The organism is Rhodococcus sp. MEB064, from assembly GCF_000834565.1.
Classification (GTDB): Bacteria; Actinomycetota; Actinomycetes; order Mycobacteriales; family Mycobacteriaceae; genus Rhodococcoides.
On sequence record NZ_JXQS01000044.1, the window covers coordinates 1 to 22,882 of the forward strand.

20 protein-coding genes are annotated in these 22,882 nt (G+C 67.9%); 10 read left to right on the plus strand and 10 right to left on the minus strand.

What is annotated here, in order from left to right:
* On the plus strand, nucleotides 1–258 hold a 258-nt coding region (locus RU01_RS17790), incomplete at its 5' end, for an AbrB family transcriptional regulator (RefSeq protein ID WP_042575924.1).
* Here the strand turns inward: RU01_RS17790 and RU01_RS17795 are convergent.
* From RU01_RS17795 to RU01_RS17810, 4 genes are read right to left on the minus strand one after another with little or no spacing between them, the layout of a single operon-like run.
* Nucleotides 255–956 carry a type 1 glutamine amidotransferase gene (locus RU01_RS17795; protein ID WP_269430152.1) on the minus strand — a complete coding sequence of 234 codons (702 nt, stop codon included), beginning with the start codon at nucleotides 954–956 and terminating at the stop codon, nucleotides 255–257. The genes RU01_RS17790 and RU01_RS17795 overlap by 4 nt on opposite strands.
* A complete protein-coding gene (locus tag RU01_RS17800) occupies nucleotides 949–2,235 on the minus strand; it encodes a Mur ligase family protein (protein ID WP_042575938.1) in 1,287 nt (428 codons plus the stop codon). The genes RU01_RS17795 and RU01_RS17800 overlap by 8 nt, the downstream gene beginning before the upstream one ends.
* A gap of 30 nt (nucleotides 2,236–2,265) precedes the next feature.
* On the minus strand, nucleotides 2,266–3,174 hold the full coding sequence (locus RU01_RS17805; RefSeq protein WP_042575925.1) for an ABC transporter substrate-binding protein: 909 nt from the start codon (nucleotides 3,172–3,174) through the stop codon (nucleotides 2,266–2,268).
* A 38-nt stretch (nucleotides 3,175–3,212) separates the two neighbouring features.
* Nucleotides 3,213–4,127, minus strand: a complete 915-nt coding sequence (locus RU01_RS17810; RefSeq protein WP_042575926.1) for an EamA family transporter — start codon at nucleotides 4,125–4,127, stop codon at nucleotides 3,213–3,215.
* A 71-nt stretch (nucleotides 4,128–4,198) separates the two neighbouring features.
* Here RU01_RS17810 and RU01_RS17815 point away from each other — a divergent pair, with 71 nt between their 5' ends.
* Nucleotides 4,199–5,092 (plus strand): LysR family transcriptional regulator, encoded by an 894-nt coding sequence (locus tag RU01_RS17815; RefSeq protein ID WP_042575927.1) that lies wholly within the window; start codon nucleotides 4,199–4,201, stop codon nucleotides 5,090–5,092.
* A 1-nt stretch (nucleotide 5,093) separates the two neighbouring features.
* Here RU01_RS17815 and leuA read toward each other — a convergent pair whose 3' ends face one another.
* The gene (gene leuA, locus RU01_RS17820; RefSeq protein ID WP_042575928.1) at nucleotides 5,094–6,911 is read right to left on the minus strand and encodes a 2-isopropylmalate synthase; all 1,818 of its coding nucleotides are present in this window, start codon (nucleotides 6,909–6,911) and stop codon (nucleotides 5,094–5,096) included.
* A 169-nt stretch (nucleotides 6,912–7,080) separates the two neighbouring features.
* Nucleotides 7,081–8,778, minus strand: coding sequence for an FUSC family protein (locus tag RU01_RS17825; protein WP_156148979.1), 1,698 nt, complete (start codon nucleotides 8,776–8,778; stop codon nucleotides 7,081–7,083).
* 87 nt (nucleotides 8,779–8,865) lie between these two features.
* Here RU01_RS17825 and RU01_RS17830 point away from each other — a divergent pair, with 87 nt between their 5' ends.
* Together RU01_RS17830 and RU01_RS17835 are read left to right on the plus strand one after the other, a co-directional pair.
* A complete protein-coding gene (locus RU01_RS17830; RefSeq protein WP_042575929.1) occupies nucleotides 8,866–10,131 on the plus strand; it encodes an aspartate kinase in 1,266 nt (421 codons plus the stop codon).
* Nucleotides 10,132–10,138: 7 nt separating this feature from the next.
* On the plus strand, nucleotides 10,139–11,182 hold the full coding sequence (locus RU01_RS17835; protein WP_042575930.1) for an aspartate-semialdehyde dehydrogenase: 1,044 nt from the start codon (nucleotides 10,139–10,141) through the stop codon (nucleotides 11,180–11,182).
* A gap of 7 nt (nucleotides 11,183–11,189) precedes the next feature.
* Here RU01_RS17835 and RU01_RS22275 read toward each other — a convergent pair whose 3' ends face one another.
* Nucleotides 11,190–11,873: a DUF4913 domain-containing protein gene (locus tag RU01_RS22275; protein ID WP_052493358.1), complete on the minus strand. Its 684-nt coding sequence runs from the start codon at nucleotides 11,871–11,873 to the stop codon at nucleotides 11,190–11,192.
* Between the two features lie 309 nt (nucleotides 11,874–12,182).
* On the minus strand, nucleotides 12,183–12,380 hold the full coding sequence (locus tag RU01_RS17845; RefSeq protein ID WP_042575931.1) for a PspC domain-containing protein: 198 nt from the start codon (nucleotides 12,378–12,380) through the stop codon (nucleotides 12,183–12,185).
* Nucleotides 12,381–12,580: 200 nt separating this feature from the next.
* On the opposite strand from RU01_RS17845, the gene RU01_RS17850 reads away from it, so the two are divergent.
* On the plus strand, nucleotides 12,581–13,663 hold the full coding sequence (locus RU01_RS17850) for a glycosyltransferase (protein ID WP_042575941.1): 1,083 nt from the start codon (nucleotides 12,581–12,583) through the stop codon (nucleotides 13,661–13,663).
* A gap of 3 nt (nucleotides 13,664–13,666) precedes the next feature.
* Here RU01_RS17850 and RU01_RS17855 read toward each other — a convergent pair whose 3' ends face one another.
* Entirely contained in the window at nucleotides 13,667–14,755 is a 1,089-nt protein-coding gene (locus RU01_RS17855) for a spore photoproduct lyase family protein (RefSeq protein WP_042575932.1), read from the minus strand.
* An 83-nt stretch (nucleotides 14,756–14,838) separates the two neighbouring features.
* Here RU01_RS17855 and RU01_RS17860 point away from each other — a divergent pair, with 83 nt between their 5' ends.
* Genes RU01_RS17860 through RU01_RS17870 form a run of 3 tightly spaced genes read left to right on the plus strand, consistent with a single transcriptional unit; the run spans nucleotide 14,839 to nucleotide 18,673 of the window.
* The gene (locus tag RU01_RS17860; protein ID WP_231568760.1) at nucleotides 14,839–15,432 is read left to right on the plus strand and encodes a TetR/AcrR family transcriptional regulator; all 594 of its coding nucleotides are present in this window, start codon (nucleotides 14,839–14,841) and stop codon (nucleotides 15,430–15,432) included.
* On the plus strand, nucleotides 15,429–16,976 hold the full coding sequence (locus RU01_RS17865; protein WP_442970553.1) for a flavin-containing monooxygenase: 1,548 nt from the start codon (nucleotides 15,429–15,431) through the stop codon (nucleotides 16,974–16,976). Before RU01_RS17860 ends, RU01_RS17865 begins: the two co-directional genes overlap by 4 nt.
* Nucleotides 16,973–18,673 (plus strand): GMC oxidoreductase, encoded by a 1,701-nt coding sequence (locus RU01_RS17870; protein ID WP_042575934.1) that lies wholly within the window; start codon nucleotides 16,973–16,975, stop codon nucleotides 18,671–18,673. Before RU01_RS17865 ends, RU01_RS17870 begins: the two co-directional genes overlap by 4 nt.
* Before the next feature lie 73 nt (nucleotides 18,674–18,746).
* Here the strand turns inward: RU01_RS17870 and RU01_RS17875 are convergent, their stop codons facing one another.
* The gene (locus RU01_RS17875) at nucleotides 18,747–19,898 is read right to left on the minus strand and encodes a hypothetical protein (RefSeq protein ID WP_042575935.1); all 1,152 of its coding nucleotides are present in this window, start codon (nucleotides 19,896–19,898) and stop codon (nucleotides 18,747–18,749) included.
* Between the two features lie 212 nt (nucleotides 19,899–20,110).
* Between RU01_RS17875 and RU01_RS17880 the strand changes: the two genes are divergently transcribed.
* Both RU01_RS17880 and RU01_RS17885 read left to right on the plus strand, forming a co-directional pair.
* Nucleotides 20,111–21,208 carry an SMP-30/gluconolactonase/LRE family protein gene (locus RU01_RS17880; protein ID WP_156148980.1) on the plus strand — a complete coding sequence of 366 codons (1,098 nt, stop codon included), beginning with the start codon at nucleotides 20,111–20,113 and terminating at the stop codon, nucleotides 21,206–21,208.
* A gap of 79 nt (nucleotides 21,209–21,287) precedes the next feature.
* The gene (locus RU01_RS17885; protein ID WP_042575943.1) at nucleotides 21,288–22,826 is read left to right on the plus strand and encodes a catalase; all 1,539 of its coding nucleotides are present in this window, start codon (nucleotides 21,288–21,290) and stop codon (nucleotides 22,824–22,826) included.
* The last annotated feature ends 56 nt before the right edge of the window (nucleotides 22,827–22,882 follow it).

A 22,882-nucleotide genomic window follows, 5' to 3' on the forward strand; every position in this document is an offset into this window, starting at 1 on the left:
GGAGTCATCTGCGCGCTGCTCGGCTGGGCGCTGTCCGCGTGGACGGGCACGAGCCTGCTGACGGGTTACCTCGCGACGACTCCAGGTGGGCTCGCGGCCGTGCTGGCCGTGTCCGCGTCGACAGGGAGCGACGTCACCTTCGTCGCCTGCGTGCAGCTGATCCGCCTGGTGTCGATGCTGATCGCCGCGCCGCTGATCGCCCAGCTGCTGATGCGCCGGGCGGCGCGGAAACCGGCCGAGGATCCGGTCTCGGTCTAGCGGCGCAGACGCTCGGTGCGCAGCTGCTCGACGTCGGCCAGGTGCAGCGGCTCGAGGGAGTGACCCAGAGCTGTCTCGAGCAGGTGGTCCGCCAGTTCGGGATTGCGGGCCAGCGCCGGTCCGTGCATGTAGGTGCCGATCACCGAGCCCTGCACGACGCCCTCGTTGCCGTCGCCGACACCGTTGCCGACGCCGTGCTCGACACGCGCGAACGGTGCGGCATCGGGACCGAGAGTCGTACCGCCACGGTGGTTCTCGAAGCCGGTCAGCGTCTGGGTCAAGCGGTCGGACACCGGGCGGGTGATGACTTCACCGATCGACCGGGTCTCCTGCGGCGCCGTGGTGACGTTCAGCATCGAGACACCGTCGACGCGTTCGCCCGAGCTGGTCTCGTACCACTCGCCGAGTACCTGGATCGCTGCGCAGATCGCGAGGACGGGAGCACCGCGTTCCGCGGCGCGCTGCAGACCCGGGTACCGCGCGAGGTGTTTGGTCGCCAAGCGCTGAGCCGAATCCTCCGCGCCACCGAGAACGTAGACGTCGAGGGAGTCCGGTACCGGGTCGGCGAGCGTGATGGAGACGATCTCGGCGTCGAGTCCGCGCATGAGCATGCGCTGGCGGAGCACCAGAGCGTTCCCGCTGTCGCCGTAGGTCCCCATGACGTCGGGGAGGACGAGTCCGATCCGGAATTCAGACACCGGGAGCCTCCTTCGCCGTTTCGCGAGCCAAGGCGCGGCCGAGATCGCGGAACGCCGTGTAGTTCGCCAGGACCTCGACTCTGCCGGGAGGGCAGGACTCGATGGCGCGCAACGCATTCGGGACGACGCTGTGATCGGCGCCCGCATAGGTCAGGCGCACCCCGAGGTCGGTCGCGCGCTCACCGGCGGCGATCACCGTGGTGTTCTCGAAGTGCTCGAACCGCACGTCCCACAGCCACGACAGATCCTCGCCGTCGGGAACCTGGCCGTTGACGGCGATGACGAGACCGTCGGCGTCGGGGTCGATCATCGACAGCGCTTCCTGCCAACCGGCGGGATTCTTCGCCAGAAGCATTCGGACAGTGTGTGATCCGTACTGGATCGAGCTGTAGCGTCCGGCGACTTCACTGACGGCGCTGACGGCCGCCACGGCCTCCACCGGATCCGCGCCCATGGTGACGGCGGCTGCCACGGCCTGTGCCGCGTTGCCGCGGTTCGCGCGCCCCGGAAGCGTCAACGTCATCGGCAGGATCAGCCCGTCGGGTCCGTACAGATTGTCGTCGTCGAGCCACCACTGCGGTTCCGGGCGGGCGAATTCGCGACCGTCCTCGAGCGTTCCCGTGCTGCGCCAGTGCGCGCCGCTCCACTCGATCGGCTCGCCGGTGCGAGGGCAGCTGACCGAGTCGCCGACCCAGCCGCCGCCGGCCGCGACCCAGACCGTGCGGGGCGAGTCGTACGCGGCGGACGTCATGAGCACGTCGTCGCAGTTGGCCACCACCACGGTGTCGAGATGATCGCGCAGCCCGGCGCGCAGTTTGCGTTCGATCATGTTGATCTCGCCCACCCGGTCGAGCTGGTCGCGGCTGAGGTTGAGCAGCACCAGCACCTCGGGATTCACCGCGTCACACACGTGGGGAACATGCAGTTCGTCCACCTCGAGGGCCGCCAACGGGGCGGTGCGGCGGGAGTTCAGTGCGGCGACGATGCCGGCGTCCATGTTGGCGCCGTCGGCCTGCGTCGCCACGTCGCCGAGGGTGGCCAACGCGGCAGCGGTCATACGGGTCGTCGTCGACTTGCCGTTGGTTCCGGTCACCACGGCCGTGCGACGGTTCGCGCCGAGGCGGGACATCAACGCCGGATCGATCTTCAGCGCGACCAGTCCGCCGATCATCGAACCCTTGCCGCGTCCGGCCTTCTGAGAGGCCCACGCCGCGGCCGATGCCGCGGACAGAGCCAGCCTGCCGCGGGCTCCGAGGTGCCGTCTGCTGCTGTCGATCATGATGACCGATCCTCCCATACGGCGAGGAAGTCAGGACGCCCCGAGGATCCGTTCGATGTCGTCGAGCACTGCCTGACCACCCTTCGGTCCGACACCGGTGATCCAGTACGACTGGTCGACGACGTGCGGCTGCGGGAACGTCGACGCGTTCGCCGTGATGGCCGCCGGCACCGATGCTGGGTCGTCCGGCGTGGCGGAGGTGATCACCACGAGGTCCGCGCGCGCCTGCGCGGCCAGTTCCGGTGACAGGTCCGCGCTGATCTCGTCGGACCATTCCGGGCGCGGCGGCGTCGTGAAGCCGGCGCATTCGAGCGTGCTGCCCGCGAAGGACAGGGGTCCGTACAGGGTCAGCAGACCGTCGCGGGGCCGGATCAGTTGCGCCGTGCGCCCGTCGGTGTCGAACCTGCCGGCGATGTCGTCGCACCGCTGCTCGTACTCGGCCAGCAGAGGTTCGCTGTCCCGTCCCAATGCGGAGCCGACGAATCGCACGTTGTCCTGCCACGGGTCGCTCTGCGACGCCATGAACACGGTGGGAGCGACCGCGGCAAGTTGGTCGTACAGCTCGCCGTGGCGCGTCTCGGTTCCCAGGATCAGGTCGGGCTGCAGCGCCGCGATGGCCTCGATCCGCGGTTCGGCGACCGTGCCGATCGTCGGGATACCGGATGCCTCGGCGCCCAGGTACGCCGGCACTCCGGCTGCCTCGCTCAGCACCGCGGTGCCGATCGGGACGACACCGAGCGCGACGCTGGTGTCGAGCTGCACGGGTTCGAGCGTCACGATCCGCAGCGGCGACGCGGGGACCTCGGTCTCGCCGCGCGCGTGGGTGACGAGTCGGGTTCCGTCGGGTTCGCTCGCCTGCGTCGACGCGGCCGAACATGCCGTCGCAACGACGGCGACGACCGCGAGCAGGGCCGGGAGGACACGGGTAGATCTGGACATGAGGGGACCCTAAGTCACCACGCGGCGCCGTGGGGGTGTCAGGTTCGCTGGGCTGCGAGCGGCGCACCCTCGATCGCGGCGGCCGCGCGGGGCGAGCGACTCAGGCCCCACATGCACCCGCCGATCACCACGACGGCACCGATCAGGGACAGGACGCTCGGAACCTCGTCGAGAACCAGCCAGGACGCGGCGATTCCGACGACCGGCACCAGCAGGGAGAACGGCGCGACGACTCCGGCCGGGTACCGGCTGATCAGCACCGTCCACAGACCCGAGCCCGCGATCGTGCCGACCACCACGATGTACAGCAGTCCGAGCAGACCCGAGTACCGGCCGGTGGACACCGCGTCGCCGACGGCCGACCATCCGGCGGTGGGCCCCTCGGTCACGGCGGACAGCGCGAACAGCGGCAGAGGCGGAACGACGCACATCCACAGCATCAGTCGCATCGGCTCCTTCGACGCCGCCAACCTGTTGCCGAGGTTGCCGAAAGCCCAGCTCAGGCCGGCGAGCAGCGTCAGCAGCACCGGAAGCAGTGTGGCGTTGTGCGCCCTGTCCCACCCGATCAGCACCATCCCGCCGACGGCGACACCGATGCCGAGCCACTGGCGAGGGACGACGTGTTCGCGGAGCAACAGGGCACCGAGAACCACCGTGAACGGTGCGGACGACTGGAGCACCAACGACGCCAGTCCGGTAGGCATGCCGGCGTTCATGGCGGCGAAGAGGAAGGCGAACTGCAGGAGTCCGAATCCGACGCCGTACAGCAGGAGCCACTTCAGCGGGACGTTCGGGCGGCGCACGAACAGCACGACCGGGACGGCGATGACGGCGAATCGGAGCGCTGCGAAGAAGAAGGGCGGGAACTGGTCGAGGCCTGCACGGATCGCCAGGAAGTTGAGCCCCCAGACCACGACGACGATCAGTCCGAGCAGGCGGTCGCGAGTGGTCATGAACCCAGTGTCCTCACCGGCATAGGTAAGGACAATCGAATAATTATGAGCTAGCAATGTAGCGTTGCTTCATGAATGTCGAACGCCTCAGAGTCCTCCGCGAGCTGGCCGACCGAGGCACCGTCGGAGCCACCGCGGAGGCGCTGTCGATGACACCGTCGGCGGTGTCCCAGCAGCTCAAACTGCTGACGAAGGAAGCGGGCGTCGCCCTTCTCGAACCCGACGGACGCCGGGTCAGGCTCACGGCGGCAGGCCGCGCACTGGTTCCGCACGCCGACGACGTGCTGGCAGCGCTCGGGCGGGCATCGGACGAGATGGCGTCGTACCGCGGGAGCGCACGCGGAACCGTGCGACTGGCGCTCTTCCCGTCCGGCGCCGCACTGCTCCTGCCGGGCGTGCTCGACCGGCTCTCGGGTGCCGGGGTCGTCGTCGACGCACGCGACGAGGATGTCCCCGCCTCGTCCGTCCCGGCACTGCTCGCCGACTACGACGTGGTGCTCACCCATCGAGACGAACGGGCGCCCACCATCGCGTCGGAAAGGGTGGAGGTGCGCACGCTGATGCGGGAGCCCATCGATCTGGTGCTACCGCCGTCGCATCCGCTCGCTCATCGCGAGTCGGTCGACATCGAGGAATTGTCCGACGAGCAGTGGATCAGCGTGCGGGGCGGCTTCCCGGTGGACGACGTCCTGCTCTCCATCGCGACCGTCACCGGCGTGACTCCCCGAGTCATCATGCGCATCAACGACTTCCGGCTCACCGAGGAGCTGGTGGCCCATGGCCACGGCATCGCGCTGATGCCGCGCTACGCCTCCGCCCACCCGCGCGTCGCGAAGTGTCGACTGGCCGGTGTGAAAGCCGCGCGGATCTACGACGTCGCCACCCGCCCCCGAGCGGCCGAACGACCCGCCGTCGCGGCGGTGCTCGACGCGCTCGAGGCGCAGGTAGCGGCAGTCGCTCCGTGACCTACTGGGCGCGGGCAGCCCTGTTCACGGCCGACACCACGGCGCGCAGGGATGCGGTGGTGATCGACGTGGCGATGCCGACACCCCAGACGGATACCTCGGCGCCGCCCGGCAGGCGGACGGCAGCTTCGACGTAGGCCGCGGCCTGCGCGTCGTCGCCCGCCGACATGGCGTGCTCGGAGTAGTCGAGGACGCTCACCCCGTAGCCGATGGATCCGAGTGCGTCGACGAATGCGGCGAGAGGTCCGTTGCCTTCACCGGTGATCTCCTGCTCGGTGCCCTCGACCTTGACGGTGGCGGCGATGGAGTCGGTGCCACCGTCCTCCTCGGCCGCGGTGACTCGCTGCCGGATGCGCTCGAGGGGAACGATCGGAGCCAGGTACTCCTCCGAGAACACGTCCCACATGGCCTTGGGCGACACTTCGCCACCCTCGCCGTCGGTGACGCGCTGCACGGCCGAGGAGAACTCGATCTGCAACCGTCGCGGCAACGCGAGGCCGTGGTCCGACTTCATGATGTACGCGACGCCGCCCTTGCCGGACTGCGAATTGACGCGGATGACGGCCTCGTAGGTGCGGCCGACGTCCTTCGGGTCCACAGGCAGGTAGGGCACCTGCCACAGGACGTCGTCGACATCCATGTCCTGCTCGTCGGCGGACACCTTCATCGCGTCGAGGCCCTTGTTGACCGCGTCCTGGTGGCTTCCCGAGAATGCGGTGTAGACCAGGTCGCCGCCGTAGGGGTGCCGCTCGTGAACCGGCAACTGGTTGCAGTATTCGACCGTGCGGCGGATCTCGTCGATGTTGGAGAAGTCGATCTGGGGGTCGACGCCACGCGTGAAGAGATTGAGCCCCAGGGTGACCAGGCAGACGTTGCCGGTGCGCTCACCGTTGCCGAAGAGGCAGCCCTCGATGCGATCCGCGCCGGCCTGGTATCCCAGTTCGGCTGCGGCGACGCCGGTTCCACGGTCGTTGTGGGGGTGCAGGCTCAGCACGATGGAGTCGCGGCGTGCCAGGTTGCGGTGCATCCACTCGATCGAGTCGGCGTAGACGTTGGGCGTCGCCATCTCGACCGTCGCCGGGAGGTTGAGGATCATCGGGTGATCCGGTGTGGGAGCGATGATCTCGGTGACCGCGTCACACACCTTCTTGGCGTACTCCAGCTCGGTTCCGGTGTAGGACTCGGGCGAGTACTCGTAGCGCCAGTCCGTGTCGGGGAACTTGGCCGCTTCCTCGAGAACCTTGCGGGCACCGTCGGTGGCGATCTTCTCGATCGCGTCGGGATCGGCGCGGAAGACGACGCGGCGCTGCAGGATCGACGTGGAGTTGTAGAAGTGCACGATGACGCTGCGGGCGCCCTCGCACGCGACGAAGGTGCGCTCGATCAGCTCGGGGCGGCACTGCGTCAGCACCTGGATGGTGACGTCGTCGGGAATTGCGCCGTCCTCGATGATCTCGCGGACGAAATCGAAGTCCGTCTGGCTCGCGGACGGGAAACCGACCTCGATCTCCTTGTAGCCCATGCGAACCAGGAGATCGAACATCCGGCGCTTGCGTGCCGGGCTCATCGGATCGATCAGCGCCTGGTTACCGTCGCGCAGGTCCACCGCGCACCACTGAGGTGCCCGGTCGATGACCTTGTCGGGCCAGGTGCGGTCGGGGAGCGTCAGCGGCTCGACTTCTTCCGCGAACGAGCGGTAGCGGAACGTCGGCATCGACGAGTTCTTCTGGGTGTTCCAGACGGGCTGATCGGACGGCGCAGGCTTGGTCGGGGTGGTGACGTTGCGTGAGCCGGATACGAATGCGTCGGCGGGTGACATCGATTGTTCTCCGTTGTGAGGAAGGGGTCGACCGGCGCCGAAAAGACCCGCGACAGGGAGCCGGTCTGAGAATCAGACCCCGTCGCGGCGACGAAGGAGAAGGGCGAACCCGGCGCCGAACATGGGCGTCACCTTACTCCGTCGGCTCCCCCGAGGACACCGCCACCGCTCATCCGTCGACGGTTCGGGCTCGGAACGTGCCCAGATCGTCCACCGTCGCACCGTCCGGAGTACGACTGCACGCCGCCAGGAGGTCGTAACCGATCGCGTCGACGGCCAGGTGGGACGGCCATACCGTCGCCGCCCACTCCCTGTCGTCGCTCACGGCGTGTTCGGCGGCGAGGGCGGCCCCGACCAGTTCGAACTGGACGTCGCGGCGCACTGTCATGGCGGCATCGTCACTGGGCGCCACGCGGTGCAGCAGGTCGACCAGGTCCGACGATGCCGCCATGACGCGCGCGTCGCACCACGTCAGGCATCGCCGATGCGCATGGCGGCCGACGACCCACATCGCGGCCAGGGCACAGGCGACGCCGATGCAGGTCTCGACGAAGCGTTCCCATGCCAGCGGCCAGGCCTGCGCGCCCGGGTGGGACGCCCCGCCGATCAGCAAGGCCAGTGGGGTGATGAACATGACGGCGATGCCGTAGTTGCGGGCGATGAACAGTTCGATGAGGAACTGCAGGGCCATCAGCACGAGAACCAGGACGACTCCGCTCGGCGACAGCGAGAACACCACGGCGAACAGCACGACACCGGCGGCGGTTCCCACCAGTCGATGCAGAGCCCGCACGGTTCCTCGGGGCCGGTCCAGTCCCTGCTGCAGCACGAGGACCGCGCCGATCACGGCCCAGTCCGGTCTGCCGAGTCCGACCACGACCGCGATCAGACCGGCCACCGACGACGCGCACAGCACTCGCATCGCCGTGGTCGTGGCGTGGGAATCGCGGTCGAGTGCGCGCACCAGCCGGAACGTGACGGACGGCCGCGCCATCGGCACGGTCGGACGGGTCCCGGGTTCGACGTGGACCGCATCGGAGACGTGCTGGGGGTCCGGCGGCAGACCGTCGACGGTCCGGGCGAACTCCAGGTGTGCGGCGCGCAGTCGCAGGACCAGCGGATCGTCGATGCGCCGCGCGGGAATGCGGGCGTCGTGCAGCGCGGACCACGCCTTGTCGACGGACACGGCCGCGCGGTGACGAGCAGCAACGGCGGTATCGGCCTCGTCTCGCGCCGCGGCGAAGGCGCTCACGGTCCGTTCCGCGGCGACCACCGCGTCTCGCTCGGGCTTCGAGAAGTCGCGCACCGCGGGTGCCATCGACACGAGCAACGCCCACACGGCTCCCAGAGCGACACACACGGAGTTGACGACGGCGGAGACGCCGGCCTGCGGCACCACGGTCGCGATGGCGCAGGTCAGGACGAAGAAGAACGCGCCGGGAGGACCGAGTCGCAGCGCGTCGACGACGAAGGTGGCGACGGTTCCCAGCGCCGTGAGCACCACGACGACGAGGACGGCGCCGAGCACCGTGTCGCGGGGATCGGCGTACTGACCCACCAGTCCGCCGGCGGTGGCGGACAGCACCAGCGCGAGTCCCGCGAGAAGGACCACGGACCACCGTGAACGGAACGGGCGGCCCTCGCCGTAGACCACCGCGAAACCGCCGGCCGCCGTCAGCAGCGCCTCCGTCTGGAAGCCCCCGGCGAGAAGCGCCAGCGCCGGAACGCCGAATGCTGCCGCCGACCGCAGGCCACCGGGCCATCGAGGACCGACGGACGGCAGCGCGACGAACAGACTGCGGCGTCGGTGGCGAGGCGGGAGGGCGGAGGGGTCGCGGGCGGTCACCATCAGATGGTAGGCAGGCACGCGATTCACCCGGGACCGCTGCAGGTCGGTAGGCTCCACAACCGGTTCGCCGAATACATACACCCCGACGCAGGAGGTAGCACCAGCGTGGCACTCGTCGTTCAGAAGTACGGAGGATCCTCGGTGGCGACCGCCGAGCGGATCCGGCGCGTCGCTGAACGGATCGTCGAGACCAAGCGCAAGGGCCACGACGTGGTCGTGGTCGTCTCCGCGATGGGTGACACGACGGACGAGTTGCTCGACCTCGCGCAGCAGGTCTGCCCCGCACCGCCGGCGCGCGAGATGGACATGTTGCTCACCTCGGGTGAGCGCATCTCCAACGCGCTCGTCGCGATGGCCATCCATTCCCTCGGCGCCGAGGCGCGGTCCTTCACCGGGTCGCAGGCCGGTGTCGTCACCACCAGCGTGCACGGCAACGCCAAGATCATCGACGTCACGCCGGGCCGCGTCCGTGACGCTCTCGACGAGGGCTCGATCGTCCTCGTCGCCGGATTCCAGGGCGTCAGCCAGGACAGCAAGGACGTCACGACGCTCGGACGCGGTGGCTCCGACACCACCGCCGTCGCGCTCGCCGCCGCACTGAACGCCGACGTCTGTGAGATCTACACCGACGTCGACGGCATCTTCACCGCCGACCCGCGCATCGTTCCCGACGCCAGACACCTCGAGAAGGTCTCGTTCGAGGAGATGCTCGAGATGGCGGCGTGCGGCGCCAAGGTGCTCATGCTGCGCTGCGTCGAGTACGCGCGTCGCTACAACGTTCCCGTGCACGTCCGCTCGTCGTACACCACCAAGCCAGGGACCATCGTGTCCGGATCCATGGAGGACATTCCAGTGGAAGAAGCAATTCTCACCGGTGTCGCGCACGATCGCAGCGAGGCCAAGGTCACGGTCGTCGGCCTGTCGGACCAGCCGGGTTTCGCCGCCAAGGTGTTCCGGGCGGTCGCGGACTCCGAGATCAACATCGACATGGTCCTGCAGAACGTCTCCCGCATCGACACGGGGAAGACCGACATCACCTTCACGTGCCCCAAGGCCGACGGTCCCACCGCCGTGGAGAAGTTGACCAAGCTGCAGGGTGAGATCGGCTTCACCAAGGTCCTCTACGACGACCACATCGGCAAGGTCTCGCTCATCGGTGCCGGCATGAAGTCGCACCCCGGCGTCACCGCGACGTTCTGCGAAGCGCTCGCCGACGCGGGCATCAACATCGACCTCATCAGCACCTCGGAGATCCGGATCTCCGTGCTGACCAAGGACTCCGAGCTCGACGAGGCCGTTCGCGTGCTGCACGCCGCGTTCGGACTCGGCGGCGACGAGATCGCCGTCGTGCACGGCGGAACCGGAAGGTAGAACCACCATGACCACGAACTCCACAGGCTTGAACATCGGAGTGGTCGGCGCTACCGGCCAGGTCGGTGCCGTCATGCGGACCCTGTTGGCGGAGCGCAAGTTCCCCGTCGCGTCGATCCGCTTCTTCGCGTCCGCACGGTCCGCCGGCAAGACGCTCCCGTGGGGCGACGGTGAGATCACCGTGGAGGACGCCTCGACTGCGGATCCCACGGGTCTGGACATCGCGCTCTTCTCGGCCGGCGCGACCATGTCCCGTGAGCAGGCGCCGCGCTTCGCCGCCGCCGGTGTCACCGTCATCGACAACTCCTCGGCGTGGCGCAAGGATCCCGACGTTCCGCTCGTGGTCAGCGAGGTGAACCCGGAGGCGACGAAGAACCTCGTCAAGGGCATCATCGCGAACCCGAACTGCACGACGATGGCAGCGATGCCGGCCCTGAAGGTGCTGCACGACGAGGCCGGACTGCAGCGTCTGATCGTCTCGAGCTACCAGGCCGTGTCGGGAAGCGGACTGGCCGGCGTCGAAGAACTGGCGACACAGGCTCGCGCGGTGATCGCGGATGCCGAGAAGCTGGTGCACGACGGTAGCGCGGTGAGCTTCCCCGATCCGAAGGTCTACACAGCACCCATCGCCTTCAACGTCTTGCCGCTCGCCGGGTCGCTCGTCGACGACGGCAGCGGAGAGACCGACGAGGACCAGAAGCTGCGCAACGAGTCGCGCAAGATCCTGGGACTCCCGGATCTCCTGGTCAGCGGAACCTGTGTCCGCGTGCCCGTGTTCACCGGACACTCGTTGTCCATCAACGCCGAGTTCGCGAACCCGCTGTCGGTGGAGCGAGCGACGGAACTGCTGGCGTCGGCACCCGGTGTCCGCCTGGTCGACGTTCCGACGCCCTTGCAGGCAGCGGGAGCGGACGAGTCGTTGGTCGGACGTATCCGTCAGGATCCCGGTGTGCCCGACGGACGTGGGCTGGCGCTGTTCGTCTCCGGCGACAACTTGCGGAAGGGCGCGGCGCTGAACACCATTCAGATCGCCGAACTGTTCCTCGGGTAGTTCGCGCTCAGCTCTCGATCGCGCGGAGGCCGGCGGACGATTCCCGACACGGCACGTAGCCGCCGAGGATCGAACTCCAGGTCCAGAGGTTGCCGCCCAGGCGGTAGCGCCCGTGCGGTCGCCCCGCGTCGAGTGCTGTCGCTTCTCCGTTCACGACGGCCATCAGCATGACGTCCTCGGTGACCACACCCACCACCATGGCTCCGACGTCGGACATGTCGGGAGCGTCCCGGGTGGCGTCGTCGAAGGTCGAGGAGTCCAGGTTCGAGGTGTCGTGTGCCGGTTCCATGACGGCCTCGGTGCCCTCCGGCGCATGCAGGAAGCCGGAATCGTGTGAGCATCCGTCGGCCTGACACTGTTCGAACCCGGAGATGCTCTCGAGGCGATCCATCAGCGGCCACAGATCCGACGAATGCCACGCCGACATACCTCGACCGGAGGAATATGCCTCGGTCCATGCCGCCATCAGCGCCGTGAATTCTTCGACCACCGGGCCGTGTCGGTACCAGCAGCGGGGAACACGGTCCGTCAGTTCGTACCGGTCACGGAGCCACCAGACCCAGTCGGTGACCTCGTCCCACAGGCGCGCGGCATCGTCCGAGTCGAGGTAGCGCCACGCGAACCGGGCGGATCTGCTCGCGCGGGACCTGTCGTCAGCTCGGTGACCGGAGAAACCGCCGTACGTAGACATCGTGTCCTTGCCGGCCGGGCGCCATGGTGTTGCGCCCGACCTGCTCGTGGAGTGGCCGGATGGTGCGCGGCGGCCTCTGTTCGAACGCCCTGCACGTCGAGAGTCGCGCGCGAACCCGTGGGTGACCGAGACGCGCGCGATACGAATCGTGATCGACACTAAGGGGCCGCGTCGGAGGTGCGCAACTGGGCGATGTACAGCAGACGACCAAAGATGTTGGCTGTGATCGGAATCCGATCCGGCTCCGGTGTCGGGGCCGATTGTGCGGGCGTAAGCCGGTGAGCTACCCGATGACCTGCGCCGCTCCCGTCAGAAGGCGGCTTTCGGAATGGCGATCCACAGCACGAGGTAGATCACGAACTGCGGCCCCGGAAGGATGCAGGACAGCACGAAGAGCAGTCGGACGAGGCCGGGACTGATTCCGAAACGTTCGGCGAGGCCACCGCAGACGCCGGCGACCACCTTGCTCTGTCGTGAACGGGTCAACTTTCGTGCCGGGCTGGTCATCGTGGGACCTCTTCTTCGTCGGTGACGTGTCGTCGCGGGTCGGACACCACGGCAACGTGCGGCGCCGGTGCCGGGTTCCCGTGCCGCAGCCGTGCGACGACGGTGATCGCTCGACATCAGTGTTCGTGCGAGGTCAGTGTTCGTGTGACGTTCTCGGCGCGGTCCTCGTCCGTACACGGCTCACCTCGAGACTGGGCCGCATGCGCATCGTGCAGGTGGCCAACTTCTACGGACCTCGTTCGGGCGGTCTGCGGACGGCCGTGGACCAGCTCGGAGCGGGCTACGTCGCTCGCGGCCACGAGGTCACGGTCATCGTCCCCGGCGACGTCCACTCCGAGACGATGTCCGCCCACGGGGTGCATCGCATCACCGTCCCGTCCACCCGGCTCCCGATGACCGGTGGCTACCGGGTGGCGAGGCCGTCCGTGACGGCCGACGTCGCGGCGAGTCTGCGACCGGACGTGCTCGAGATCTCGGACCGTCTGACCCTGCGTGGCCTCGGAACATGGGCGCGCCACAGAGGGATTCGCAGCGTGATGATCTCCCACGAGAGACTGGACCGACTGCTCGGACAGGTGTCGCCCGCCCCGGTCGCGCGCGCGGCGGCGGACGTCGCCAACAGGCGGTCCGTCCTCGGTCACGACGCGGTGGTGTGCACCACCGCGTTCGCGCAGGAGGAGTTCGACCGGATCGGCGCCGACGCACACCGCATCGCACTCGGGGTGGACCTCGAGTTGTTCCACCCGTCGCGTCGCCATCGCAACGAGGGCCGGATGATCCGGCTGGTGCACTGTGGACGACTGTCGGTGGAGAAGCACGCCGAGCGAAGCGTCGACGCCTTGGCACACCTGCGCCGCGAAGGCATCGACGCACGCCTGGTGGTGGTGGGAGACGGTCCGCGGCGGGCCGCGCTCGAGCGGCGCGCCGAGGGGCTGCCCGTGCACTTCGCCGGGTTCGTCTCCGACCGCGAACACGTCGCACGGTTGCTCGCCGAGGCGGACGTCGCGGTCGCTCCCGGACCGCACGAGACGTTCGGGCTGGCGGCTCTCGAGGCGCTGGCGTCGGGCACACCCGCGGTGGTCTCGGGAACGTCCGCGCTGGCCGAGATCGTCACCCCGGACTGCGGCGCAGCGGTGGCCAATCGTTCCCGCGACTTCGCCGAGGGCATCGCCGCGACCCTGGCGCTCCCCTCGGGCGGACGGCCGACGGCGCGGGCGAGGGCGGAGCAGTACGGCTGGCCGACGGCAGTGGAGTCGATGCTGGGCGTCCTGTCCGGGCGGTGACGGTCAGAAGGCGTAGCGCACGCGCAGCCACGGTGCCCGCGCCGCGATCAGGTCGGTCAGCTCGGCGACGGCGCGCGACTTGACGTCGATGCGGTACCGCACGTTGTCCGCTCCGTTCTGCGAGCGCTTCGCCTCCTGGATCCGCGGCGTCCACAACACGTCCTCGGCCTTCGGATGCCATCCGAGATTGACCTCGTGCAGGTCCTGGTTGTGGGTGAGCGTGATGACCTCGACCGCGGCCTGGCGCTTGAAGGTGTCACCCGTCTGCTCGGCGATCTGCTCGATCAGCGCGGCCCATCGTTCCTGCCATCCGGGGGAGAGCACCACCGGGGAGAAGTTCAGGTGTACCTCGTAGCCGGCGTCGACGAAGTCGTCGAGGACTGCGATCCGCTCGTCCATCGGTGACGTGCGGATGTCGAGCAGTCTCGACTCCTGGTGGGGCATGAGGGAGAACCGGATGCGCGTTCCACCGCGCGGTCGGAGTTCGAGGAGCTCCCGATTGACGTACTTCGTGGCGAAACTCGCCTTCGCGCCGTCCCACCCCGCGAACGCGTGGACAAGGTCCGCGACGTTGTCGCTGATGGTGGCGTCGACGCTGCAGTCGCTGTTCTCGCCGATGTCGTACACCCAGTCGACGGGATCGCACTGATTCGGTGCCGGCTTGGGTCTTTGGCGACGGATGTGGCGTCCGAGGTATCCGACGATCTTGTCGATGTTCGTGAAGACGGTGACGGGGTTGGCGTAGCCCTTGCGGCGGGGTACGTAGCAGTAGGCGCAGGCCATGGCACACCCGTTGGCGGTCGACGGTGCGATCCAGTCCGCCGAGCGCCCGTTGGGACGAGCCGTCAACGACTTCTTGACTCCCAGCACCAGGTCCTCGGTCTTGACGCGCACCCAGCGGTCGATGTTCCCGGCGTTGCCGTGCAGCTCCGGTATCTGCCAATGGGAGTCGACGTCGATGATCTCCGCGTCGGGAAACCGCGCGAGAACTTCTTGGCCACGGAGATCTGCCAGTGCGTCGGGCTCGGCCCAGATGCGTCGGACCTGCAGCAACGGCGAACGTGACCGCGTGACGGAAGGTGTCGTGTCCACGGTCCAGATCTATCAGGACCCACCGACAAACAAACTTACAATCAGTCTGGACTGTTTGTTGATTTCTCGGTATGGTCCTCCGTGTGACCGAGACCACCGCACGAGACGAGGCGCCGCCCGTCCGCCGAACTCAGGCCGAGCGCACTGCCGGAACACGAGCGACGCTTCTCGACGCGGCGATCGCCACGCTGGTCGACGTCGGATACTCGCGGGCCAGCACGCAGGAAATCGCGCGGCGTGCCGGGGTGTCGCGCGGCGCGCAACTGCATCACTTCCCGACGAAGGAGACCCTCGTGGTCGCTGCCGTGGAGCGCCTGGTCGAGCGACGGCTCGAGGAGATCGTGGGAAGCGACCGCGACGGACCGGTCGGGCCCGCTCTGCTCCTCGAGGCCTTCTCCGGGCCGCTGTTCCACGCCGCACTCGAACTGTGGGTCGCCGCGCGGACCGATCGTGCCCTGCATGCAGCCATGGAGCCGCTCGAGCGCCGTGTCACCGAGGTCCTGCAGGACGGTGGACGCCAGATCTTCGGGGACCGGATGTCTCCCGTCGCTCTCGAACTGAGTATCGAACTTGCCCGCGGGATGGCTGTGTCGGCCATCTTCCGAACACCCGAGGAGGAACGCGAGATGCGTGAACGAGTGCTGCCGGAATGGGAACGTGCGGTGATGACGTCATGACCGCATCGCCGACCTCGCCCGAGGCTCGACCCGTGTCCCTGCCGGCGCACGTCGACGTCCTGGTCGTCGGATCCGGTTTCGCCGGGATGGGCGTCACGGAGCGCATCCTGCGCGCCGATCCCACCGCGGACGTTCTCATCATCGAGCGCGCTCACGACGTGGGTGGGACATGGCGCGACAACACCTATCCCGGTGTGGCGTGCGATGTTCCGACGTCGCTGTACTCGTTCTCCTTCGCCCCGCATGCGAACTGGAGCCACACCTTCGCGCGCGGACCTGAGATCTACGACTACCTCCGCGGTGTCGCCGACGGCTTCGGTATCCGGGAGCGTCTGATCACCGGATGTGCCCTCCTCGGGGCGCAGTGGGACGACGAACGGTGCCTGTGGAGGGTGAGCACCGAACTGGGCGATCTGACCGCACGCGTCCTGGTGGCCGCCACCGGAACACTCTCCACGCCCAAGCTTCCGGACGTTCCCGGCTTGGAGTCCTTCACGGGCCACACCTTCCACTCCGCGACGTGGGACCACGACTACGACCTGACCGGCAAGCGTGTCGCCGTCGTCGGTACCGGTGCGTCCGCGATCCAGTTCGTTCCCGAGATCGCTCCCGTGGCCGAGCACCTGCACGTCTTCCAGCGCACCCCGGCGTGGGTCATCCCGCGGATGGACCGCACCCGCGGTCCGGTCGAGCGGTGGTTCTACCGACGCGCGCCGTGGACGCTCGAGGCGCAACGCGGTGCGATCTACGCCTACCGCGAGATGTACGTCGAGATGATGGCCAAGCGGCCCAAGCTCCTGTCGATCGCGCACTCGATCGCCACGGGCTTCCTCCGACTGAAGGTGCGCGACGGCGGACTCCGGAAGCGCCTCACTCCGGGCTACACCATCGGCTGCAAGCGCATGCTGCTGTCGAACGACTGGTACGACACCCTGCAGCGCCCCGACGTCGAGCTGGTCGATTCCGGTCTCGCCTCCGTGACACCGACCGGCGTCGTCGATCGTGACGGCCGCGAACGTGAGGTGGACGCGATCGTCTTCGGTACGGGTTTCACCCCGACCGAACCTCCCGTCGCACATCTGGTTCGGGACAGCGCCGGCACGACGTTGGCGCAGCGGTGGGGCGGCAGTCCGCGCGCGTACCGCGGTACGACGATGTCCGGCTTCCCCAACCTCTTCCTGATGTACGGACCGAACACCAATCTGGGACACAGCTCCATCGTCTACATGCTCGAATCGCAGGCCGCGTACGTCGAATCCGCGCTGCGGGAGATGGCGAACCGGGGTGTCGACGCGGTGGACGTCGAGCCGGCGGCCGTGGACGACTGGAACCGCAGTCTCGATGTCGATCTCGCCGGGACGGTGTGGAACACGGGCGGATGTTCGAGCTGGTATCTGGACAAGAGCGGCCGCAACTCGGCCATGTGGCCGACCTTCACCTGGAAGTACCGCAAGGCGACGTCGGTCTTCGACATCGACAACTACCGAACAGTGCGGCGGGCCGTCACCGACCCCCGCCTCGAGCCGGAGGTCACCGCATCATGAAGAACACCTACGACGTGATCGTCATCGGATCGGGCTTCGGCGGCAGCGTCACCGCACTGCGGCTCACCGAGAAGGGATACCGCGTCGGTGTCCTCGAGTCGGGCCGCCGTTTCGAGGACGACGAGCTCCCCAAGACGAGCTGGCGCCTCCGGAAGTACTTGTGGGCTCCCATCATCGGGTGTTACGGGCTGCAGCGGATCCACCTGCTGCCCAACGTTCTGGTGATGGCCGGAGCCGGTGTCGGTGGCGGATCGCTGAACTACGCCAACACGCTCTACCAGCCGCCGAGTCGGTTCTTCGAGGATCCGCAGTGGGGCGACATCACCGACTGGGAAGCGGAGATGACTCCGTACTACGCCCAGGCTCGTCGCATGCTGGGAGTCGAGGACAACCCGACGATCACTCCGGCCGACAAGATCATGCGCGACATCGCCGAGGAGATGGGCGTCGGCGACACCTTCAGCACAACTCCCGTCGGCGTGTTCTTCGGAGCTCCGGGACAGAAGGGCCGCGACGTTCCCGACCCCTATTTCGGAGGCGCGGGTCCCACGCGCACCGGGTGTACCGAGTGCGGTTCGTGTATGACGGGCTGCCGGGTCGGCGCGAAGAACACGTTGGTCAAGAACTACCTGTACCTCGCCGAGAAGGCTGGAGCTGCAGTGCATCCGCTGACCACTGTCACCTCGGTTCGTCCCCGTGGAGGCGGCGGATACGAGGTCCGTACCCGTCGCACCGGAGCCAAACTGCGGCGGCGCGAGACGGTGATGACCGCCGATCACGTGGTGTTCGCGGCAGGGACCTACGGAACTCAGAAGCTGATGCTCGCGATGAAGGAGACCGGCCAGCTGCCGAACCTGTCGGACAAGCTCGGATCGGTCGTGCGCACCAACTCCGAGGCCGTGCTCGCGGCGACCGCACGCGATCGGCAGGTCGACTACACCGAGGGTGTCGCCATCACCTCCTCGTTCCATCCCAACGATCACACGCACATCGAGCCGGTGCGATACGGCAAGGGAAGCAACGCGATCGGGCTCCTGCAGACCGTGCTGAGCGACGGTGGGGGTCGACTGCCGCGTCCGTTGAAGACACTGGGCGTGGCGATGCGTCACCCGGCGGCCGCTGTCCGCAGCCTGTCGGTCCGGAACTGGTCCGAGCGCACCGTCATCGCGTTGGTCATGCAGACCGACGACAACTCGCTCGAACTCGGCTCGGCGAAGGGACGATTCGGCCGCAGACTCACGTCGCGTCCCGGCGGAGGTACGCCGCCTCCCAAGTGGATCCCGGAAGGCCACGTGGCCATCCGGAAGGCCGCCGACAAGATCGGCGGAGACGCGGGCGGCTCGTTCGCGGACGTGTTCGACATCCCGATGACGGCCCATTTCCTGGGCGGCTGCGTCATCGGAGCAACGCCCGAACGCGGAGTGGTCGATCCGTACCACCGCGTGTTCGGACACGACGGACTTCACGTGGTCGACGGCTCGGCCGTCAGCGCCAATCTGGGTGTGAACCCGTCGCTGACGATCACCGCGCAGGCCGAGCGGGCGATGGCGTTGTGGCCCAACAAGGGTGAGCAGGATCAGCGCCCTCCGGTGGGGGCCGACTACACCCCCGTTGCGCCGGTCAAGCCGGTCTCGCCGGTGGTGCCCGCGGAAGCACCCGGCGCACTTCGGTTGCCCCTCACGGTCATCGGTCACTGACGGCCACACCTGAGGACACCGGCCCCGCACTCCTGACAGCAGGAATGCGGGGCCGGTGTCGTCGGTCGAGGTGCTACTTCCCGGAGATCGGTCCGAGCAGCGACGTGGTCCAGATGGCCGAGTTGGCCGACCCGGCCGGATCGCCCGCCGGGACGAGGCCGTTGACGGTGACCTGTCCACCGGCCAACCCACGAGCCGGGTTCGGCGGCAGCGTCAACCCACAGCTCTGCTGCAGATCAGCGGTACCGGGGAGGGAGGTCTGGCGGCACTGTCCGCGTCCCTCGACGGTCAACGGGCCACCGGGGACGTTGTTGTAGGTCACGGACAGGGCTGCACCGAACTCGGGGTTCGCGACGGGGGAGTAGCAGACCCGCGCGGTGGCGGCGACGATCTCGCTGGGCGACGTCGACGCGGCACCGGTCGCGGGATCCACACCGGTGGCATGCAATTCGGTGGTCCGCTCACCACCCGCGCAGGCGGGGGAGGAACCCTGAGACCGCGAATTCACCTCTCGGGTGACGTTGTACGCGATGGGTCCGGTCGGCTGCGGCAACCCTGCAGGCGGAGCCTGGTTCACCGGTGCCGTGCCCTCGCCGAGGGCGTACAGCGTCCAGACCGAGCCGGTGCGGCCACCCGGCAGACGCAGCGGGTTGGCGACCGAGTTGCTCGTCGCGACACCGCCCGCGATTCCCGACGCGTTAGGAGCTATACGTAGAACGCAGTCGACCGCGCCGCGGCCGGGTGATCCCGGGTACAGCTCGAATCCGCAGGGTCCGCGCATGTCCAGCCGGCCCAGTCCGGGAGCGTCGAGAGTGCCCCACTGGTCGAGGATCTGAGTGCCGTTCAGCCCCAGTCCGTCACAGACGTAAATCGGGCCGACGTCGCGTGCGGTCTCGGCCGTGAGGAGGCCGCTGGCGGGGTCGGACTGGAAGGTGTACATCCGGGCGTCGAGCCGCTCGACCAGTGCATAGGAGGCGGGTACTCCGTACTGGGCGTTGCACCGCGCGGTGTCTTCCGCGCTGGGACGGTTGCCGCTGTCCACCGTGCGGAAGACATGGAACTGGCCGGGGCCGTCGTCGATCGATCCGAGAACGGTGGAGGGTGCCACGGGTCCCGGTGCGGCACCGGCCGTTCCGGTGAACGCCGCGGACACGGCGATGGCCGCGGCAGCGACCGCGGTGACCTTCCTCAGCGATCCGGACCTGCTTCTCGAACTGCGCGTCACTTGTTTTCCCCCCAGAACGTCACGGTGTAGACGATCGAAGGGTGCCACAGGATGCTCACATCTCGGACACTCCTGTGAGCAGGCACAATGTCGCCCCGGGACTGCTGGAGTTCTGCGTGCGGTGTCCGGACGCGGGGAACCGTAGTGTCCATCCGGCAGCGTTCGGTGCTGCGCGATGACAGCCGGGGGGCGCAGCAATGTTCGAGCGGTCGATGCCAGTGATGCAGGCAGTAAGGGCTCTGGCGGTCGGGGCTGCTGCGGTCATGATCGGATCCGGTCTCGTCGCCGGAGCGGGGTCGGCCGGTGCCGAGCCTGTCGCTCCTCCCTCGCCCGCGCCGGGAGATGCACGGACCTTCGCCGAACTTCCCCTGCCCGGTCAGCCGGAGGGCATCGCGGTCGATCCGCGCGACGGAAGCGTCTGGACGGGGTCCAACCGACCGAGATCCGCCGGGGCCGTGTGGCATCACGATCGGTCGGGCGCGCTGATCGGGACGTACGACCTCGTCGATCATTCTCCGAGCGCGGAACACGGCGTGAACGGCATCGCTCTCGACGGGGCCGGTCGGGCGTACGCGCTCGACTACTCGGGGGCGCGGGCGGTGCGGATCGACCCCGCCACCGGCGAGCAGAGCGTCTACGCGACGTTCCCCGATCTTCCGTCCTGCGGTCGCGGCGTGGTGCCGTGCGAGCCGAGCCCGATAGACCGGCCGGCGTGGCCCAACTACCCGGTGTTCGACGGCGACGGGAACATGTACGTCAGTGACCTGAACCAGGCGACGATCTGGAAGGTCGCACCGGGCGGTGGAGAAGCCCGGATCTGGTACCAGAGTGCTGATTTCGCGTCCATCTACAGCGTGAACGGCATGCAGTTCGACGCGCAGGGCCGGTTGGTGTTCGCCGTGACGATCTCACTGACCCCGGACGCGTCGATCTTCCGCGGCAAACTGTTCCGCCTCGGTGTCGAGGCGGACGGATCACCCGGCACGCGGGAACAGATCGCCACGACGTCCCAGGGAGACGGCATCGCCATCGGCAGTTCCGGCCGCATCTACGTCGCCGTGGCGAATCCGGTGATCAACGACGTCGAGGTCGTCGAACCGGGGCGCGGTGTCGTGGACGCTCTGCCGTCGCCGCTGGGCCGATCGATGTTGTCCGTCCCTCTGGTGACGCCGGCATCGCTGGCGTTCCGGGGTACCTCGCTGCTGGCGACCAATCATTCCCAGTACGCCCTCGATCCCCGGGAGTGGTCCATCCAGGAGCTGGGTGTCGACGAGGGCGGGCTTCCGCTGTTCCATCCGACTGTCGTCTAGGTGTGCGCGTGTCCGTGCCCGGGTACACGGGTATCAAGGACGCGTGCGTCACGCAGATCAGCAGGAGGCACAGAACCACATGACTCGACCCGACACCCCCACCGCCAAGCCCACGACGAACAACGCCGGAATCCCGGTCGCCAGTGACGAGCACTCGCTGACAGCAGGGGCTCAGGGCCCCATCCTTCTGCAGGATCACTACCTGATCGAGAAGATGGCCCAGTTCAACCGGGAGCGGGTGCCGGAGCGCGTCGTGCACGCCAAGGGTGCGGGAGCGTTCGGCACGTTCGAGGTCACCGGCGATATCTCGAAGTACACGCGCGCCGCGGTGTTCCAACCCGGCACGAAGACCGAGATGCTGGCTCGTTTCTCGACCGTCGCAGGCGAACAGGGCAGCCCCGACACCTGGCGTGACCCCCGCGGTTTCTCGCTGAAGTTCTACACCACCGAGGGCAACTGGGACATGGTCGGCAACAACACGCCGGTGTTCTTCGTACGGGATCCGCTCAAGTTCCAGGACTTCATCCGCAGCCAGAAGCGGATGCCCGACTCCGGCCTGCGTGACAACAACATGCAGTGGGACTTCTGGACGCTCTCTCCCGAGTCGGCGCACCAGGTGACCTGGCTCATGGGAGACCGCGGGATCCCGAAGTCGTTCCGCCACATGGACGGATTCGGCTCGCACACCTACCAGTTCATCGCCGCAGACGGCACGAAGTCGTGGGTGAAGTTCCACTTCAAGACCGATCAGGGAATCGACTACCTGACGCAGGACAAGGCGGACGAGCTGGCGGGCACGTCGCCGGACCACCATCGTCAGGATCTGTTCGGCTCGATCCGCAACGGGGACTTCCCCAGCTGGACCGTCAAGGTCCAGATCATGCCGTACGACGAGGCCGAGACGTACCGCTACAACCCGTTCGATCTGACCAAGGTCTGGTCGCAGAAGGACTACCCGTTGATCGAGGTCGGCACCATGACCTTGAACAAGAACCCGGAGAACTTCCACGCGCAGATCGAGCAGAGCTCGTTCGAACCGTCCAACCTCGTTCCCGGAATCGGCGCCAGCCCGGACAAGATGTTGCTCGGTCGCCTCTTCAGTTACGCGGACGCGCACCGGTACCGCATCGGCACCAATTACGCGCAGTTGCCGGTCAATCGCGCCAAGGCGGAGATCAATTCGTACTCCAAGGAGGGTGCGATGAACATCCATTACAACTCCGCGGACACGCCGGTCTACGCCCCGAACTCGTACGGTGGTCCCGCTGCGGACTCCAACGCATACGGCGACGACGGCGCGTGGGACTTCGAGCCCCGATTCGTGCGCACCGGGTACGTACAGCATCCGGAGGACGGCGACTTCGTCCAGGCGGGCACTCTCGTGCGCGAGGTCATGGACGACGACGCCCGCGAGCGTCTCGTCGGCAACATCGTCGGTCACGCGCTGAACGGCGTCACCGAGCAGGTGCTGCAACGCGTGTTCCAGTACTGGAGCAATGTCGATCCTGAGATCGGCAAGAAGGTCGAGGAAGGTGTCCGCGCCGGTCAGGGCGACACAGCGCCGACCACCGGTGCCGGCGCCGTGGACGATCCGGCCGACGAGGCCGCGCGCGTCTGACACGTACTCACTCGACGCCGCCCGCCACGCCCTCTCGGGGTGCGGCGGGCGTCGTT